Here is a 17,828-nt window from a genome sequence, read left to right as displayed (position 1 = left end):
TTTATATATAACGAATTTCTTCGTTATCAGCTTTTTATGCTGACTTTCATTCGGAGGAGTATTACTACTTTAGAGGGAGAGATTATTGAGTCGTGTCAATTAGCAGGCATAAAAAAAGCGCCCTGAGGCGCTTTCTTGTTTTAAGACAAATTATTAGCCGATGAACTGCTGGCCCTTCATGTAGGGACGCAGCACTTCCGGGATCTCAATACGTCCGTCTGCCTGCTGATAGTTTTCCAGCACGGCAACCAGCGTACGACCCACAGCCAGACCAGAACCGTTCAGGGTGTGCACCAGACGGGTTTTCTTGTCGGACTTGCTGCGGCAACGAGCCTGCATACGACGCGCCTGGAAATCCCAGACGTTAGAGCAGGAGGAGATTTCACGGTAGGTGTTCTGTGCAGGCACCCAGACTTCCAGGTCGAAGGTTTTGCAGGCACCAAAGCCCATGTCGCCAGTGCACAGCGCCATACGGCGGTACGGCAGACCCAGCAGCTCCAGCACTTTCTCAGCGTGGCCGGTCATCTCTTCCAGCGCGTCCATAGACTCTTCCGGACGGACGATCTGCACCATCTCAACCTTGTCGAACTGGTGCATACGGATCAGACCGCGCGTGTCGCGACCGTAGGAGCCTGCTTCAGAACGGAAGCACGGAGAGTGCGCCGTCAGTTTGATTGGCAGGTCGTCTTCGTCGATGATCTCATCACGAACGAGGTTAGTCAGCGGCACTTCCGCGGTTGGGATAAGCGCATAGTTGCTGCTGTCTGCTTCCTCGTCCAGCGGACGGGTATGGAACAGATCGCCAGCAAATTTCGGCAGTTGGCCCGTACCGTACAGCGTATCGTGGTTAACCAGATACGGTACGTAGGTTTCGCTGTAACCATGCTGCTCGGTGTGCAGATCCAGCATGAACTGTGCCAGCGCGCGGTGCAGATGGGCAATCTGGCCTTTCATTACCACGAAGCGAGAACCGGTCAGCTTAACCGCCGCCGCAAAGTCCAGGCCCGCGTGCATTTCGCCCAGGGTCACGTGATCGCGAACCTCGAAGTCGAACTCGCGAGGCGTACCCCAGCGTTTCACTTCAACGTTATCGTTTTCATCTTTACCGACAGGCACGCTGTCGTCAGGAATATTCGGGATAGCCAGGGCAATATCACGAATTTCGGTCTGAAGGACGTCCAGTTCAGCTTTCGCCTGATCCAGCTCTTCACCCAGTTTGTTCACTTCCAGGCGTAATGGCTCAATATCTTCCCCGCGCGCTTTCGCCTGGCCGATGGATTTCGATCGAGAATTACGCTCTGCCTGCAGATTTTCAGTTTGTACCTGCAGAACTTTACGACGCTCTTCAAGAGCGCGCAGCTTATCTACATCCAGCTTATAGCCCCGGCGTGCCAGTTTTTCAGCGACTGCGTCTGGCTCATTACGCAGCAGATTGGGATCGAGCATGCTTATCCTGTGCTTATCGAATTAAAATAGGAAAATGTGACCACAGCCTGCGGCCACAAGGATACTATGCCAACATTACCGCAACGATTGAACTAACGGTAGCGTTTTATAGGGCTATTTTGATCCTGTCCGGCAAGCCAGGCGAGCTTTTCGCCAATCTTACCCTCAAGACCTCTGTTTGTAGGGTGATAATAGCGGGTTTGTGCCATCTCCTGCGGGAAATAGTCCTCTCCGGCGGCGTAGGCATTGGGTTCGTCGTGGGCGTAACGATACTCCTGCCCGTACCCCATCTCTTTCATTAACTTTGTTGGTGCGTTACGCAGATGAACCGGCACATCATAGTCCGGACGCTCACGTGCATCAGACATCGCTGCTTTGAAGGCCGTATAAACCGCATTACTTTTCGGCGCACAGGCCAGATAGACAATCGCCTGCGCAATCGCACGCTCGCCTTCTGCAGGCCCGACGCGGGTGAAACAATCCCAGGCGGAGATAGCCACCTGCATGGCGCGCGGGTCGGCATTACCGACATCTTCTGATGCAATCGCCAGACAGCGACGTGCAACATACAGCGGATCACCACCTGCGGTAATAATGCGCGCGTACCAGTAGAGCGCCGCATCGGGGGCACTACCGCGCACAGACTTATGCAGCGCCGAAATCAGGTCGTAAAAACGATCGCCTTTATTATCAAAACGCGCGCTGCGTTCACCGGCTATTTCGGTGAGCAATTCAGGTTTCAGCACCCGCTTGCCGGAATCATCCATTTCGGCCATATCGGCCATCATTTCCAGCGTATTCAATGCCCGACGCGCATCGCCATTAACCAACTGAGCAATCGCGAGACGCGTCTCATCCGGTAGAACGATGTCTTGTCCACCGTACCCCCGCGCTTTGTCGTCCATCGCCTGCGTGAGCACCTTTTCGATATCTTCGGTCGTCAGCGATTTGAGCAGGTAAACGCGCGCACGGGACAGCAGCGCTGAGTTGAGTTCAAACGACGGGTTTTCCGTGGTGGCACCAATGAAGAAAATCGTACCGTCTTCAATATGCGGCAGGAAGGCATCCTGCTGGCTCTTGTTGAAGCGGTGAACTTCGTCCACGAAGAGGATAGTCCGACGTCCTGCATTGCGGTTCTGCCGCGCACGCTCGATTGCTTCGCGGATCTCCTTCACGCCGGAGGTCACGGCAGAAATCCGCTCAACGTCCGCGTTTGCATATCGGGCGATCACTTCAGCGAGGGTCGTTTTACCGGTGCCTGGTGGCCCCCAGAGGATCATCGAGTGCAGATGCCCGGCCTCAATGGCGCGTGGCAACGGTTTCCCGGCAGCCAGCAGATGCTGCTGGCCGATGTACTGCGCTAAATTTTCTGGCCGCATACGAGCGGCCAGAGGTTGAAACGCATTATCTGAAAAATCGAGCGACAGGTTGCCCACTCATGCCTCTTACTTATTGCGTTGGTCATCCACCGTTACGCCCTGCGGCGGGGTAAAGGTGAATTTCGATGCATCAACAGCGCCGTTTTGCTGCGTTTTCAGCTGGTAGCTGCTGCGCTGGTCATCTTGCTCAACCGCACCGAACTGATTGATCGTACCGTTGCTGCTCACGTTAATGGTGAACTGCTTCAGGTTGCCGTTGCTGCCTTTCGGCGTCAGAACAAACTCATCACCATTTTGTTTGATGTTGTATTGTTGCCAGTCGCTGGACTGGTTGCGGGCAATCAGCATAAATGGCGTATTGCTGGTCGCGTCTTTCAGCCAGGTCGCCGTGGCTTGTTCAACAAACGGGTTGAAGAACCACAGGGTTTTACCGTCGGACACCAGGATGCTCTCATCCGGTTGGGTCATGTGCCAGTTGAAGAGATTTGGGCGTTTTACCCACAAATCTCCCTGGCCTTCCTGCACCGCGTTGCCGCTGCCGTCCGTCACTTTTTGCATGAAGCTGGCGTGGAAGCTGCTCACTTTATCCAGTCGGCTTTTAAGGTCGCTGGCTGCATCAGCCCAGACGCTGCTGGCGACAAAACTGGTGAGTAATGCACAGGCGATGGCGATTTTTTTCATTGTTATTCCTTAAAATACGTCTTCCCGATATGGGGTTTCCGTCTTCCATTCTGGACCTGCCCGCAGGCAGGCGACAGAAGAAAATGCTTAATTTTGGCTGATTTACCCTTCTTTGCAATCGCTGAAGGTTAATCAAACGGCGGCGGAGCCAGCACCTCGCGGTTACCGTTATGCCCCTGCTCGCTCACAATGCCCTGCGCTTCCATCTGCTCGATGATACGCGCCGCGCGGTTGTAGCCGATGCGGAACTGACGCTGCACGCCAGAAATAGACGCCTTACGTTTTTCGGTCACGAAGTTAACCGCCTGGTCGAACAACGGATCCAGCTCTTCACCGCCGTCAAAGCCACCGCCGCCGCCTTCGCTCTCGCTGTCAGAGGTGATCCCGTCCACATATTGTGGACGACCGCGCGCTTTCCAGTCCTGCACCACAGCGTGAACTTCCTCATCGCGGACAAACGCACCGTGGACACGCACTGGCGAGGTGGAGTTCGGGCCTGAGTAAAGCATATCACCCATACCCAGCAGCGACTCAGCGCCGCCCTGGTCAAGAATGGTACGGGAGTCAATTTTACTTGATACGGTAAACGCAATACGCGTCGGAATGTTCGCTTTGATTAACCCGGTAATAACGTCTACGGAAGGACGCTGTGTCGCCAGCACAAGGTGAATACCCGCCGCACGCGCTTTCTGCGCCAGACGAGCAATCAGCTCTTCCACTTTCTTACCGACGGTCATCATCAGGTCAGCGAACTCATCAACCAGCACGACGATATAAGGCAGTTTTTCCAGCACCGGATGCTGGGCATCCATGCTGTCACCCGGCTTCCAGTAAGGATCCGGAATAGGACGTCCCATGCGCACAGCCTGGGCGATTTTCTCGTTATAACCGGCCAGGTTACGCACGCCCAGCGCTGACATCAGCTTGTAGCGACGTTCCATCTCATTGACGCTCCAGCGCAGGGCATTGGCGGCGTCTTTCATATCCGTCACCACTTCAGTGAGCAGATGCGGAATACCTTCGTAGACCGACAGTTCGAGCATTTTCGGGTCGATCATGATGAAACGCACATCTTCCGGCTGCGCTTTGTACAGCATGCTGAGGATCATGGCGTTCACGCCGACTGACTTACCGGAACCGGTGGTACCGGCAACCAGCAGGTGAGGCATTTTCGCGAGATCTGCCACCACCGGATCGCCCGCGATATCTTTACCCAGCACCACGGTCAGCGGGGACGGATTATCGCGGAACTTGGTGTTATCCAGCACTTCACGCAGGTAAACCGTCTGACGTTTCTTGTTCGGCAGTTCAAGACCAACGTACGGCTTGCCTGGGATGACTTCCACCACACGTACCGCAACGGTCGACAGAGAACGCGCCAGGTCGCGGGACAGGTTAGAAATACGCGCCGCTTTTACGCCTGGCGCCAGATTCAGTTCGAATCGAGTGATCACCGGACCCGGTGAGTAGTTCACCACATCCGCCTTGATGCGGAAATCAGCCAGACGGGCTTCTACAAGACGCGCCATTTGTTCGAGCGCAAAGGTATCGACCGGCTCCACTTCTGACGGCGGCGGCGTTAACAGATCCAGCGACGGCAGCGGCGTGCTTGGACGCTGCAGCGGACGGCTATCACCGTTACGCATTAGCAGCGGATGAATAAGGCTTTCCTGCTGCTGAGGCGCAGGCTGCTGGAACTGCGGCGGCTGCTGTTGCTGCTGCGGTTGCGCATACGGCTGCTGAGCAGGTTGTTGCGGCTGCGCGTAGGTCTGAGCTGCTGGCTGCTGGCGCACGGGCTCAGCGTCCGGCATTACGCTCGGCGTAAACAACGGTTCGCTTGGGCCATCATCCACCAGATCTTTCATCGGTGAGAATTCAAAATCCGTCAGCGAGAACGGGTTCGCGCCCGAAGGCTGTTCACCCGAATAACGCTGCTGCTGCGTAGCGGCGAACTGGCGGGCTAATTCCGCTTCTGCCGCATCGTCTTCATCTTCCTGAATTTGCTCGTCGTGCTGATATTCTTCACCGTAACGCTGATTTTGCTGCGCGGCGAACTGACGCGCCAGCTCATCCTGATGACGTTCATCGGCGTCGTCTTCATAGTCCGATTCACGCGCTTTTTCCTCAGCCATACGCTGGGAAGGCAGCTTGATACCGTAGGAAGCCAGCTCGCGGCGCGTGGGCACACGCACGCGATTAGGACGAGGCAATTGCGGGCCAATGCCCTCTTTCACCTGAGGACGAGGCGCGCCGCCTGTCGCCAGGCTAAAGACCGGTGCCGCAGCGGCGGCAGCGACAGAGGCTTGCTTCACGCTCTCTGCCACAGGCGTTGGATCTACTGGCGGTACGGAAACGGATGGCGCTTTTGTGACAGGCTCTTGCACCGGCTCCGGCACAGGTTGATACCAGGCAGCCAGCTGCTCCCGCTCACGGGCGCGGCGCTCTTCCACTTCTTCAAAGTAGTACATTGGTGGACGAGACGGTTTCGCCTCTTCCGCCACGTCAGGCTCAGGTTGTACGTATGGCTGCGCAGGTTCAACCGGTTCCGGTACATAGGGCTGTGCGACCGGCTGCTCATATTCCGGGTAACCCTGTGGTTCATACACAGGCTCCGGCTGATAAGGCTGCTGCCATTGTTCCTGCTGCACAGGAACATAGCTCTCCGGTTCCGGCGCAATAACAGGTTCCGGGGTGTGAACACCCGGCGCAGTCTGCCAGTCAACCTGAGGTTGCTGGATAACCGACTCCGGAGCAGGAACGGGCGCAGACGGCATTACGGCTTCCGCTGGCGCAGTAAAAGCCTGCGCTGCCGTGGTTGCGGCAGCGGCGGCTGCGACCGGCTCTGTAACTGAATGACCATTCAGCAGCGGATCGTATTCGTCAAAATCGCCAGGCATCGCACGGTTGCCGGAGAAGAGCACATCATCAGGATCGACGGCGGCACCCGCCGCACGGTACTCAACCTGCTCGCCTTCATCCATGCGTTTACCGGAGAAGAGCGCCGCATCGGTTTTACGCCCAAGCGGATTGGCAAATTTTTCAGCGACGCGCTGACGACGCGCGAGCGCGCCGCGAAGAATACGGGCACGACGAGATTCACGACGCTGTACCGGTGCCTCGTCTTCCTCTTCGTACTCATCTTCATATTCGTCTTCATCGACCCACGTATCGTCACGACGGGTACGGTTACTGGCGAAAGTAAGGATAGTGAGAATAAAGCTGCCGATCTTCTCGGCGATGTTCACCCACGACCAGCCAGTAAACAGGGTCAACCCTGCGGCCCAGATGCAAAGCAGCGTCAGGGTGCCGCCACTGCTGTGAAGCATCGGCTGCAGGGCGGAACTCAGCAGGCTACCGATGACGCCACCGGAAGCGAAGTACCAGATATCGTCGGCATTTATAGCCGCCAGCCCGCATGAAGTGAGGATCAGCGCCAGCGCGCCAATCAGGCGCAGCGACACCGCGAAGTAGTCGATGTAATCATCATTCTGACGATGACGCCAGGCAAACCAGCATCCGCCAATGATAATGACGGGAAGGGTATAGGCCATTACACCGAAAATGAAAAACAGCGTATCCGCAAGCCAGGCACCCGGTACACCGCCTAAATTATGGATAGGCTCATGCCATGCGGTTTGCGACCAGCTGGGATCGGAGGGATTGAAACTGAGTAAGGCTGCCATCAGCCAGACGGCGAAAAGGGCAATAAGCAACAGCAAAGCCTCGAGGAGACGACGTCCGCTGCTTAGCTTCGATAGTGTGACTTCTTTGTCTTCAGTGTATTCCTGGCTCAAGAAAGGCTCTCCAGGTATCAGGCATATCCTGCCTGTTTGCTAAAACGGACAACAGCGCCGGGGACTCCCCGGCACTGTTGCTGTATGGATTAACAGGAGTGTAATCAAACTACGCTGATTTTGCACCTGTTCCGTGTTAGCGCGTCTTAATAACCAGACGATTGCTCTGTTTAACCTCTTCCATCACCACATACGTACGGGTGTCGTTCACGCCCGGCAGACGCAGCAAGGTTTCACCCAGCAGCTTACGGTAGGCGGACATATCAGGCACACGGGTTTTCAACAGGTAGTCGAAATCACCGGAAACCAGATGACACTCTTGAATTTCTTCAAGTTTTTGTACAGCGGAGTTGAATTGTTCAAACACATCCGGCGCACCACGATTCAGAGTAATCTCAACAAATACCAGAAGTGAGGCATCCAGATAATGCGGGTTCAGCAGAGCCGTATAGCCCTGAATAAAACCCTGTCTTTCCAGTCGGCGCACACGCTCAAGGCACGGCGTCGGGGAAAGTCCCACACGTTTTGAAAGCTCGACGTTGGAAATACGCCCATCCTTTTGCAATTCATTAAGAATGTTACGATCGATACGGTCGAGATCTTTGCCAGGGCGCTTCTTGCTATCTACCATTATTATTGTCTCTCTGTATTCCTTCCCTACTCCTGCCTGGACCCTGTGCACATCACTGTTCAGAGCCTGTACCCGTTAGTCATCACATCGCCTGGTTATGTATTAGACGCGATGCGGATTCGGGTTCTGTTGGTAAGAAAACCGTTGCCCGAAGGCAGTCACCGACATCACGTATGGCGTCTGTCCACGCCATGCGTAGATTTCACTGACACGGTAAAAATGGCATTTACGTGCATGCCTATGCGGCACACGGTTAACGCGGTTTTTTTTCTTCCTTGAATGTTTTCGCAAAAGCGCAGGGGATTGTCAAAGCAAAACATCGATTTTTAGTACAACATGCCGGATATTCATTACGGCAGGGTATTAATCGTCATTTTATTGCCTTATAAACGACCGGTTTTCAGGAGAAATAGTGATGTTATAGCGCATCATTCATCGTCCGTGGCTATTACACAGATTGATATCAAAATTGCTGCGCTCTTTTTTTACGACAACAAATTCCCTACAATCCAGCCAAATGTCTGCAAACAACAATGGGGATCTCATGGGCACGGCCAAACACAGTAAGCTGCTAATCCTTGGTTCTGGACCTGCGGGATATACCGCAGCGGTCTATGCTGCACGCGCTAACCTGCACCCGGTACTCATCACCGGTATGGAAAAAGGCGGTCAGCTGACCACCACCACCGAAGTGGAAAACTGGCCAGGGGATCCAAACGACCTGACCGGGCCGCTGCTGATGGAACGTATGCACGAGCATGCCGCTAAATTCGAAACTGAAATTCTGTTCGACCACATCAATAAGGTCGATCTGCAGAACCGTCCGTTCCGCCTGACGGGCGACAGCGGCGAATACACCTGTGACGCGCTGATCATCGCCACCGGCGCCTCTGCCCGTTACCTTGGTCTGCCGTCTGAAGAAGCGTTCAAGGGCCGCGGCGTCTCTGCCTGCGCCACCTGCGACGGCTTCTTCTATCGCAACCAGAAAGTTGCAGTGATCGGCGGCGGTAACACCGCGGTGGAAGAAGCGCTCTACCTGGCAAACATCGCCTCTGAAGTGCACCTGATCCACCGTCGCGACACCTTCCGCGCGGAGAAGATCCTGATCAAACGCCTGATGGATAAAGTGGCAAGCGGCAACATCGTGCTGCACACCCACCGAACCCTGGAAGAGGTGACGGGCGATCAAATGGGCGTTGCCGGTCTGCGTCTGCGCGATACCCAGAACACCGATAACATCGAGACGCTTGAAGTGGCGGGTCTGTTTGTGGCTATCGGTCACAGCCCGAACACCGCGATCTTCGACGGTCAGCTGGAGCTGGAAAACGGCTACATCAAAGTGCAGTCCGGCATTCATGGTAACGCGACCCAGACCAGCATCCCGGGCGTGTTCGCGGCAGGCGACGTGATGGACCATATTTACCGTCAGGCGATTACCTCTGCTGGCACCGGCTGTATGGCCGCGCTTGACGCCGAACGCTACCTCGACGGACTGGCTGAACAAGGTAAATAATCTTTACAAGTCAGTAACAAACGTAAATAAAGGCGGCCACAGGTCGCCTTTATTTTTCCCCACGTGTAACATGCAGTGGTCTAATTTCTTATAACGTCACCTGCAAAGTACGCAATGGAAAAAACCCGTCAACAAGAGTTAACACGCTGGCTGAAACAGCAAAGCGTTCTTTCCCGCCGCTGGCTCATGATTTCCCGTCTTCTGGGACTCGTCAGTGGTTTGTTGATTGTTGCCCAGGCATGGCTGCTGGCCCGCATTCTTAATCATATGATCATGGAGAACATTCCGCGTGAAGCGCTCCTGTTGCCCTTTATTGTCCTGATTCTGGTTTTTGTTCTTCGTGCGTGGGTAGTCTGGCTGCGTGAACGTGTTGGTTTTCATGCCGGGCAGCATATCCGCTACGAGATCCGCCGTAAGGTCCTGGATCGTCTTCAGGAGGCCGGGCCGGCCTGGATCCAGGGTAAACCGGCAGGAAGCTGGGCGACGCTGATCCTTGAGCAGATCGACGATATGCACGACTACTACGCCCGCTACCTGCCGCAGATGGCGCTGGCCGTTTGCGTACCGCTACTGATACTGATTGCGATTTTCCCGACCAACTGGGTAGCGGCGCTGATCCTGCTGGGTACCGCCCCGCTGATCCCGCTGTTTATGGCGATGGTCGGGATGGGTGCGGCGGATGCTAACCGTCGTAACTTCCTCGCGCTGGGCCGCCTGAGCGGCCATTTCCTTGACCGGCTGCGCGGAATGGAAACCCTGCGTATTTTTGGCCGGGGTGAAGCGGAAACGGAAAATATTCGCCTGGCGTCTCAGGATTTCCGTCAGCGCACCATGGAGGTGCTGCGTCTCGCATTCCTCTCCTCTGGCGTGCTTGAATTCTTCACCTCGCTGTCGATTGCCCTTGTAGCGGTCTACTTCGGGTTCTCGTATCTCGGTGCGCTGGATTTCGGCCACTACGGCACAGCCGTAACGCTTTCAGCAGGTTTCCTGGCACTGATCCTGGCTCCGGAGTTTTTCCAGCCGCTGCGCGATCTCGGTACCTTTTATCATGCCAAAGCACAGGCGGTTGGCGCTGCCGATAGCCTGAAAACCTTCCTTGAAACACCGCTGGCGCATCCCGAGCGTGGTGACATCGTTCTGAACGCCAAAGAGCCCGTGACGATTGAGGCGAAAGATTTTTCTGTGTTGTCACCAGAAGGCAAAGTGCTGGCAGGTCCGCTCAACTTTACCCTGCCTGCCGGGCAGCGCGTGGTGCTGGTCGGAACCAGTGGCTCCGGGAAAAGCTCGTTGTTAAACGCACTCTCCGGCTTTATGGCTTACACCGGTTCGCTGTGCATTAATAAAACTGAGTTGCGCGATTTGGAGCCTGATGCCTGGCGCAAACAGCTGAGCTGGGTGGGGCAAAATCCGCAGCTTCCGGCTTCCACGCTACGTGAAAACGTGCTTCTGGCTCGCCCGAACGCGCGGGAAGATGAGTTGCAATCGGTCCTCGATCGCGCCTGGGTTAGCGAGTTTCTGCCGCTGCTCCCGCAGGGCGTGGATACGGTCGTTGGCGATCAGTCTGCCGGGCTGTCCGTAGGGCAAGCGCAGCGTGTGGCTGTTGCCCGTGCGTTGTTGAATCCTTGCCAGCTAATGTTGCTGGATGAGCCAGCCGCCAGCCTGGACGCGCACAGCGAACAACGCGTGATGGAAGCGCTTAACGCCGCCTCACAGCAGCAGACGACGCTGATGGTCACCCACCAGCTTGAAGGCATCGCCGACTGGGACCAGATTTGGGTGATGGAAAACGGTCAACTCGTTGAGCAAGGCAATTATGCCTCACTCGTTGCCGCGCAGGGGCCTTTTGCGGCCCTTCTCGCAAATCGCCAGGAGGACATCTGATGCGTGCCCTGCTTCCTTATCTTGCCCTGTATAAGCGTCACAGATGGATGCTGGCGCTGGGGATCGTTCTGGCGATTATTACCCTGCTTGCCAGCATAGGCCTGCTCACCCTTTCCGGCTGGTTCTTGTCTGCCTCTGCCGTTGCAGGTTTCGCCGGGCTCTACAGCTTTAACTACATGCTCCCGGCAGCAGGCGTGCGTGGCACCGCCATTACCCGTACCGCTGGGCGTTACTTCGAGCGTCTGGTCAGCCATGACGCTACGTTCCGCGTGCTCCAGCACCTGCGCATTTACACTTTCAGCAAGCTGCTCCCGCTCTCCCCTGCCGGGCTGGCGCGTTTTCGTCAGGGAGAATTGCTCAACCGCGTGGTTGCGGATGTCGATACGCTGGATCACCTCTATCTGCGCGTGATTTCACCGATAGTCGGCGCGTTTGTGGTGATTGTTGTCGTCACGCTGGGTCTGTGTGTTCTGGACGTACCGATCGCGCTGACGCTAGGCGGCATTATGCTGCTGACGTTGATTATCCTGCCGCCGCTGTTCTATCGAGCCGGTAAATCCACTGGCGAAAGCCTGACGCGCCTGCGGGGAGAATATCGTCAGCAGCTGACCTCCTGGCTGCAGGGACAGGCAGAACTGACCATTTTCGGTGCCAGCAAGCGTTACCGTGCGCGTATGGAAAGTACGGAGTTGAACTGGCATGAAGCCCAGCGTCGACAGTCTGAACTCACGGCCTTTTCCCAGGCGCTGATGATGCTCATCGGTGGCGTGGCTGTTATCGCGATGCTGTGGATGGCCTCCGGCGGCGTGGGTGGAAATCTGCAGCCAGGCCCGCTAATTGCGCTCTTTGTTTTCTGTGCCCTGGCAGCCTTCGAAGCGCTGGCACCCGTGACGGGGGCCTTCCAGCATCTTGGACAGGTTATCGCCTCTGCCCTGCGCATCACGGAAATTGCCGAGCAGGAACCAGAGGTGAAATTCACTGCTGAACAGAGTGCGGTCCCCGCGCAGGTTGCGCTGACGCTGAATAACGTCACCTTCGCCTATGACACACAGGCGCAGAATGCACTTGAAGATATCAATCTCTCCGTTAACCCGGGCCAGCGCATTGCAATCCTGGGTCGTACCGGCTGCGGTAAGTCAACGCTGCTGCAGCTGTTGACGCGCGCCTGGGATCCGCAGCACGGTCAGATCCTGTTTAACGAGGTGCCGCTGGTTGATTTCAGCGAGCAGACCTTACGCAAGACCGTCAGCGTTGTCCCACAGCGCGTGCATCTGTTTAGCGCTACGCTGCGCGACAACCTGCTGCTGGCAGCGCCGGACGCATCTGACGATGCACTTCGTACCACGCTCGAACAGGTCGGGCTGCATAAGTTGCTTGAAGACGAAGGGCTAAACAGCTGGCTGGGTGAAGGGGGTCGCCAGCTCTCCGGCGGCGAACTGCGCCGACTGGCGATTGCGCGGGCGCTGCTTCACGATGCGCCGCTGATGTTGCTCGACGAACCGACCGAAGGGCTTGATGCGACGACTGAGAGTCAAATCCTTGATTTACTGGCTACCGTCATGGCGGGTAAAACGGTGTTGATGGTCACGCATCGCCTGCGTGGGCTGGCGAGTTTCGATCGGATAATTGTGATGGACAACGGACACATTATTGAGCAAGGTAATCACGCAGAACTGTTGGCAAAACAGGGTCGCTACTACCAGTTTAAACAGCGTCTGTAGACTATATTTTTACCGATCCTCACTCGCGTATTGGAGTTCTGCTGTCATGCGCCTGGTCCAGCTGTCTCGTCATAATATTGCGTTCCCTTCTCCGGAAGGCGCGCTACGTGAACCCAACGGGTTGCTGGCACTGGGCGGCGATCTCAGCCCTGCTCGCCTGTTGATGGCTTATCAGCGCGGGATTTTTCCGTGGTTTTCCCCAGGCGACCCGATTTTATGGTGGTCGCCCGATCCCCGAGCCGTATTGTGGCCAGCACAGTTTCACATTAGCCGCAGCATGAAGCGCTTTCACGCGAAGTCGCCGTATCGCGTTACCCTGAATCACGCCTTTGGTCAGGTCATTGAAGGCTGTGCTGAAGACCGGCACGAAGGCACATGGATCACTCGCGATATCATCACCGCCTATCATCAGTTGCATGAGCTGGGTTACGCGCATTCTATTGAAGTATGGGATGGGGGTGAGCTGATGGGCGGCATGTACGGCGTAGCGCAGGGAACGCTGTTTTGTGGGGAGTCGATGTTCTCGCGTGCGGTTAATGCGTCAAAAACGGCACTGCTGGTGTTCTGCGAGGAGTTTGCCCAACGTGGGGGACGACTGATGGATTGCCAGGTGCTTAACGAGCACACCGCCTCGCTCGGCGCAGTCGAAATCTCCCGCCGCCACTACATTGAACATCTCGATAATTGTCGTCAGGAGAAGCTCCCGCGCGACTTCTGGGTACCGCGTACACTCTTTCTGCCCAATGCCTAAATGTTTTCCGCATATTTTTTATGAGGGTGTTATAATTATGCCGCAGAGTAGCTTCTGCCTGTTGCCCCGCCGCCGTTTGGGACCCTCGCTTCAGATAACGTCCTGACGTTTATCCTGTCGTTTCCCCTTTACGAATGCGCTTTCCGTTCGGTTGTACCGTGACGCTTGGGCAATGCGCTGAAACTGTTTTGCTGCGTTTTAAACGCGCAATTCTTTACTTAATTGATGAATTTCGGCATTATCTTGCCGGTTCAAAACTTGGTAGTGATACCCCAGAGGATTAGATGGCCAAAGAAGACAATATTGAAATGCAGGGTACCGTACTTGATACGTTGCCTAATACCATGTTTCGCGTAGAGCTGGAAAACGGTCACGTGGTAACTGCGCACATCTCCGGTAAAATGCGCAAAAACTACATCCGCATTTTAACGGGCGACAAAGTGACTGTTGAACTGACCCCGTACGACCTGAGCAAAGGCCGCATTGTCTTCCGTAGTCGCTAATTGTTTTCGCCTGTAATGGCAGATGAATATTTAAAAGGTCGGGATAATCCCGGCCTTTTTTATTTATGGCTTTAGTGTTGCTGCGTCGGAAGATGTATTGTCATCCACGGTTGTGCAGGAGCGATTAAATCCCCTGCCATAGAATGAGCCATGTCGTGGAGTAATCCCGTCAGATGCGGCAACATATCGCGGTCAAAATGCGATACCAGCAGTACATGATTCAACGCCCGGCAGTAGTCACATTTCGTTTCGGTATCTTCCAGCAGCCACTCTTTTTGTCGCGGTTGTTCCGCTTCATCCTCAAATTCCACTATCTGAAAATCACGCATTGATTCTGTGAGACCGGTTTTTACCTCTTCCAGGTAGGCTCCGAGACAGCGGCAAACGGGCTGCGTTTGCGGGAGTGATTTGCAGTCGAGGAGGATTTCGGTGAGCAGTTTGCAGCGCTCGGCCAGGGTGGGGAGATCGGGGTTGAGGGAGAGTTCGGTGTAAAGTTGGGCGAAATTATTAATATCAGTCATATGTGATCCTTTATGCACGTAAGATTGTTTGTGCACACTTTCAGGACGCCAATCCCGGCACCTGATTTTGCAGGTGCGCCGCCATTTTATTACTGTGGATTTATCCAGCAACTAACTTCGAAAGAAACTGGAAAGCGCCTCGCAAAATTCCTCTGCGGCCTGATGCCCTCACCCCAACCCTCTCCCACAGGGAGAGGGAGAAAACACTAAAAACGACAACCCTGTTGCCGTTTTGCTTTTACCTTGGCCTGATGCCTCACCCCAGCCCTCTCCTACAGGGCTGAGGGATCCCCACAAAATAATACCAGCACGGACGACCCCCTCTCCCTTGAGGGAGAGGGCTGGGGTGAGGGGGAACATACGGCTCTGGTGGTCATTCCGTTCACTTTATGTTCCTTGCTACTCTGTAATGACATGACCTGTGAACGTGCCAGGGCGGCTCAATCGCCGCTTCGCGGTGCCTTCGGCTTATTCCTTCCGGCTTGTCGGGGATGAGCGGAAGGCAAACGCCTCAGCGATTTACAGCCGGACCAGGACATCGCTGTAAGTTATTCATTTCTCTGAAGCAATGTTCATCGGTTCAGGAAAAAATTTACTGGGGATTCCTCAGCCCACAGGGAGAGGGAGAAAACACTAAAAAAGACAACACTGTTGTCGTTTTGCTTTTACCTTGGCAGGCATAAAAAAACCGGGCATTCGCCCGGTTTTTACGTTTAACGTTTAACTCAGTGAGCCGCTTCCGGCTTGTGCTTCGCCGCACTCTGGAAATCGTACGTCAGCTCGTTCTTCGCCTGATCCAGCGCCACGGTCACCTGGCCGCCGTCCACCAGCGAGCCAAACAGCAGCTCGTTCGCCAGCGGTTTCTTCAGGTTGTCCTGAATCACGCGCGCCATCGGACGGGCACCCATCGCACGGTCGTAGCCTTTCTCGGCCAGCCAGTTGCGGGCTTCCTGGCTCACTTCCAGCGACACGCCTTTCTGATCCAGCTGAACCTGCAGCTCGACGATGAACTTGTCCACCACCTGATGGATCACCTCGGTAGACAGGTGATCAAACCAGATAATGTTGTCCAGACGGTTACGGAACTCCGGTGTGAAGATCTTCTTGATCTCCTCCATCGCATCGGTGCTGTTGTCCTGGTGGATCAGGCCGATGGATTTGCGCTCGGTTTCACGCACCCCGGCGTTGGTGGTCATCACCAGCACCACGTTGCGGAAGTCCGCCTTGCGCCCGTTGTTGTCGGTCAGCGTCCCGTTATCCATCACCTGCAGCAGGATGTTGAACACGTCCGGGTGCGCTTTCTCGATTTCATCAAGCAGCAGAACCGCGTGCGGATGCTTGATCACCGCGTCGGTGAGCAGGCCGCCCTGGTCAAAGCCCACGTATCCCGGAGGTGCACCAATCAGACGACTGACGGTGTGACGCTCCATATATTCGGACATATCAAAGCGCAGCAGCTCAATGCCCAGCGCTTTGGAGAGCTGAACCGTCACCTCGGTTTTCCCCACGCCGGTCGGGCCTGCGAACAGGAAGGAACCGACAGGCTTGTGGTCATGCCCCAGTCCGGCACGGGCCATCTTGATCGCTTCGGTTAAGGCCTCAATGGCTTTATCCTGACCAAAGACCAGCATTTTCAGGCGATTGCCGAGGGTGCGCAGCGTGTCGCGGTCGCTCTGAGAAACGCTCTTCTCAGGGATACGCGCGATGCGGGCCACCACGGACTCAATATCCGCCACGTTAACGGTTTTCTTACGCTTGCTGGCCGGCATCAGGCGCGCACGCGCCCCTGCTTCATCAATCACGTCAATCGCCTTATCCGGCAGATGACGGTCATTGATGTATTTCACCGCCAGCTCCACCGCCGCACGTACCGCTTTCGCGGTGTAACGCACGTCGTGGTGCGCTTCGTACTTGGTTTTCAGGCCGTTGATGATCTGCACCGTTTCGTCAACAGACGGCTCGGTAACGTCGATTTTCTGGAAGCGACGCGCCAGCGCACGGTCTTTCTCAAAGATGTTGCTGAACTCCTGGTAGGTCGTGGAGCCCATCACGCGGATCTTGCCGCTGGAGAGCAGCGGTTTGATCAGGTTAGCCGCATCCACCTGGCCACCGGAGGCCGCACCCGCGCCGATGATGGTGTGGATCTCATCAATGAACAGGATGCTGTTGGTATCCTGCTCCAGCTGTTTCAGCAGCGCCTTGAAGCGTTTTTCAAAATCACCGCGGTATTTGGTGCCCGCCAGCAGCGAACCGATATCCAGCGAGTAGATGGTGCAGTCGGCAATCACTTCCGGCACGTCGCCCTGCACAATACGCCAGGCAAGGCCTTCGGCAATCGCGGTTTTACCCACGCCTGACTCACCCACCAGCAGCGGGTTGTTCTTGCGGCGACGGCACAGCACCTGGATCGCACGTTCCAGCTCTTTATCGCGGCCAATCAGCGGGTCGATACCGCCAACGCGAGCAAGCTGATTAAGGTTGGTGGTGAAGTTTTCCATACGATCCTCCCCGCCTGCTTGCTCTTCATTGTTATTGACCTGATTGCCGGGATCCGATGCCTGGTTAGGCTCGTCTTTGCGCGTTCCGTGAGAAATAAAGTTAACCACGTCGAGGCGGCTGACTTCGTGTTTACGCAGCAGGTAGGCAGCCTGTGACTCCTGCTCGCTGAAGATGGCGACTAAGACATTTGCGCCAGTCACTTCACTACGCCCGGAAGACTGGACGTGGAATACCGCGCGCTGCAGCACGCGCTGGAAGCTGAGCGTCGGCTGCGTGTCGCGCTCTTCTTCACTGGCTGGCAGCACCGGTGTGGTTTGTTCGATGAAGGCTTCGAGTTCCTGACGTAGCGCCACCAGATCCACGGAGCAGGCTTCCAGCGCTTCGCGGGCAGATGGGTTGCTGAGCAGTGCGAGCAGTAAATGCTCGACGGTCATAAACTCATGTCGGTGCTCACGCGCTCTGGCGAAAGCCATGTTTAAACTGAGTTCCAGTTCTTGATTGAGCATAG

General features: G+C 55.6%; 12 protein-coding genes. 5 read left to right on the top strand and 7 right to left on the bottom strand.

Features of this window, described 5'->3' with window-relative positions; all coding sequences use genetic code 11:
* Positions 1-153 precede the first annotated feature (153 nt).
* The 5 genes from serS to lrp form a co-directional block, all read right to left on the bottom strand.
* Positions 154-1,446, bottom strand: coding sequence for a serine--tRNA ligase (gene serS / locus N2K86_RS07245; RefSeq protein ID WP_260660981.1), 1,293 nt, complete (start codon positions 1,444-1,446; stop codon positions 154-156).
* Positions 1,447-1,538: 92 nt separating this feature from the next.
* The gene (gene rarA, locus N2K86_RS07240; RefSeq protein ID WP_260660980.1) at positions 1,539-2,882 is read right to left on the bottom strand and encodes a replication-associated recombination protein RarA; all 1,344 of its coding nucleotides are present in this window, start codon (positions 2,880-2,882) and stop codon (positions 1,539-1,541) included.
* A gap of 9 nt (positions 2,883-2,891) precedes the next feature.
* Positions 2,892-3,506 (bottom strand): outer membrane lipoprotein chaperone LolA, encoded by a 615-nt coding sequence (gene lolA / locus N2K86_RS07235; protein ID WP_260660979.1) that lies wholly within the window; start codon positions 3,504-3,506, stop codon positions 2,892-2,894.
* Between the two features lie 128 nt (positions 3,507-3,634).
* Positions 3,635-7,300 (bottom strand): DNA translocase FtsK 4TM domain-containing protein, encoded by a 3,666-nt coding sequence (locus tag N2K86_RS07230; protein WP_260660978.1) that lies wholly within the window; start codon positions 7,298-7,300, stop codon positions 3,635-3,637.
* A gap of 136 nt (positions 7,301-7,436) precedes the next feature.
* Positions 7,437-7,931: a leucine-responsive transcriptional regulator Lrp gene (lrp, locus tag N2K86_RS07225; protein WP_002439523.1), complete on the bottom strand. Its 495-nt coding sequence runs from the start codon at positions 7,929-7,931 to the stop codon at positions 7,437-7,439.
* A gap of 544 nt (positions 7,932-8,475) precedes the next feature.
* On the opposite strand from lrp, the gene trxB reads away from it, so the two are divergent.
* From trxB to infA, 5 genes are all read left to right on the top strand, one after another.
* A complete protein-coding gene (gene trxB, locus N2K86_RS07220) occupies positions 8,476-9,444 on the top strand; it encodes a thioredoxin-disulfide reductase (RefSeq protein ID WP_260660977.1) in 969 nt (322 codons plus the stop codon).
* Positions 9,445-9,558: 114 nt separating this feature from the next.
* The gene (gene cydD / locus N2K86_RS07215; protein WP_260660976.1) at positions 9,559-11,325 is read left to right on the top strand and encodes a heme ABC transporter permease/ATP-binding protein CydD; all 1,767 of its coding nucleotides are present in this window, start codon (positions 9,559-9,561) and stop codon (positions 11,323-11,325) included.
* Positions 11,325-13,046 carry a heme ABC transporter ATP-binding protein/permease CydC gene (gene cydC, locus N2K86_RS07210; RefSeq protein WP_260660975.1) on the top strand — a complete coding sequence of 574 codons (1,722 nt, stop codon included), beginning with the start codon at positions 11,325-11,327 and terminating at the stop codon, positions 13,044-13,046. The genes cydD and cydC overlap by 1 nt, the downstream gene beginning before the upstream one ends.
* A 46-nt stretch (positions 13,047-13,092) precedes the next feature.
* Positions 13,093-13,797 carry a leucyl/phenylalanyl-tRNA--protein transferase gene (gene aat, locus N2K86_RS07205; RefSeq protein WP_010429175.1) on the top strand — a complete coding sequence of 235 codons (705 nt, stop codon included), beginning with the start codon at positions 13,093-13,095 and terminating at the stop codon, positions 13,795-13,797.
* Positions 13,798-14,081: 284 nt separating this feature from the next.
* A complete protein-coding gene (gene infA / locus N2K86_RS07200) occupies positions 14,082-14,300 on the top strand; it encodes a translation initiation factor IF-1 (protein WP_002211347.1) in 219 nt (72 codons plus the stop codon).
* A 71-nt stretch (positions 14,301-14,371) separates the two neighbouring features.
* Here infA and N2K86_RS07195 read toward each other — a convergent pair whose 3' ends face one another.
* Positions 14,372-14,821 (bottom strand): hypothetical protein, encoded by a 450-nt coding sequence (locus N2K86_RS07195; RefSeq protein WP_260660974.1) that lies wholly within the window; start codon positions 14,819-14,821, stop codon positions 14,372-14,374.
* Positions 14,822-15,546: 725 nt separating this feature from the next.
* Positions 15,547-17,826 carry an ATP-dependent Clp protease ATP-binding subunit ClpA gene (gene clpA / locus N2K86_RS07190; protein ID WP_260660973.1) on the bottom strand — a complete coding sequence of 760 codons (2,280 nt, stop codon included), beginning with the start codon at positions 17,824-17,826 and terminating at the stop codon, positions 15,547-15,549.
* Positions 17,827-17,828 lie beyond the last annotated feature (2 nt).

Origin of the sequence: Enterobacter mori (assembly GCF_025244905.1) — a bacterium.
In the GTDB taxonomy this organism is placed as follows: Bacteria; Pseudomonadota; Gammaproteobacteria; order Enterobacterales; family Enterobacteriaceae; genus Enterobacter; species Enterobacter mori_A.
Note: the sequence above shows the minus strand (reverse complement) of the source record. Positions and strands in the feature narration are given on the sequence as shown.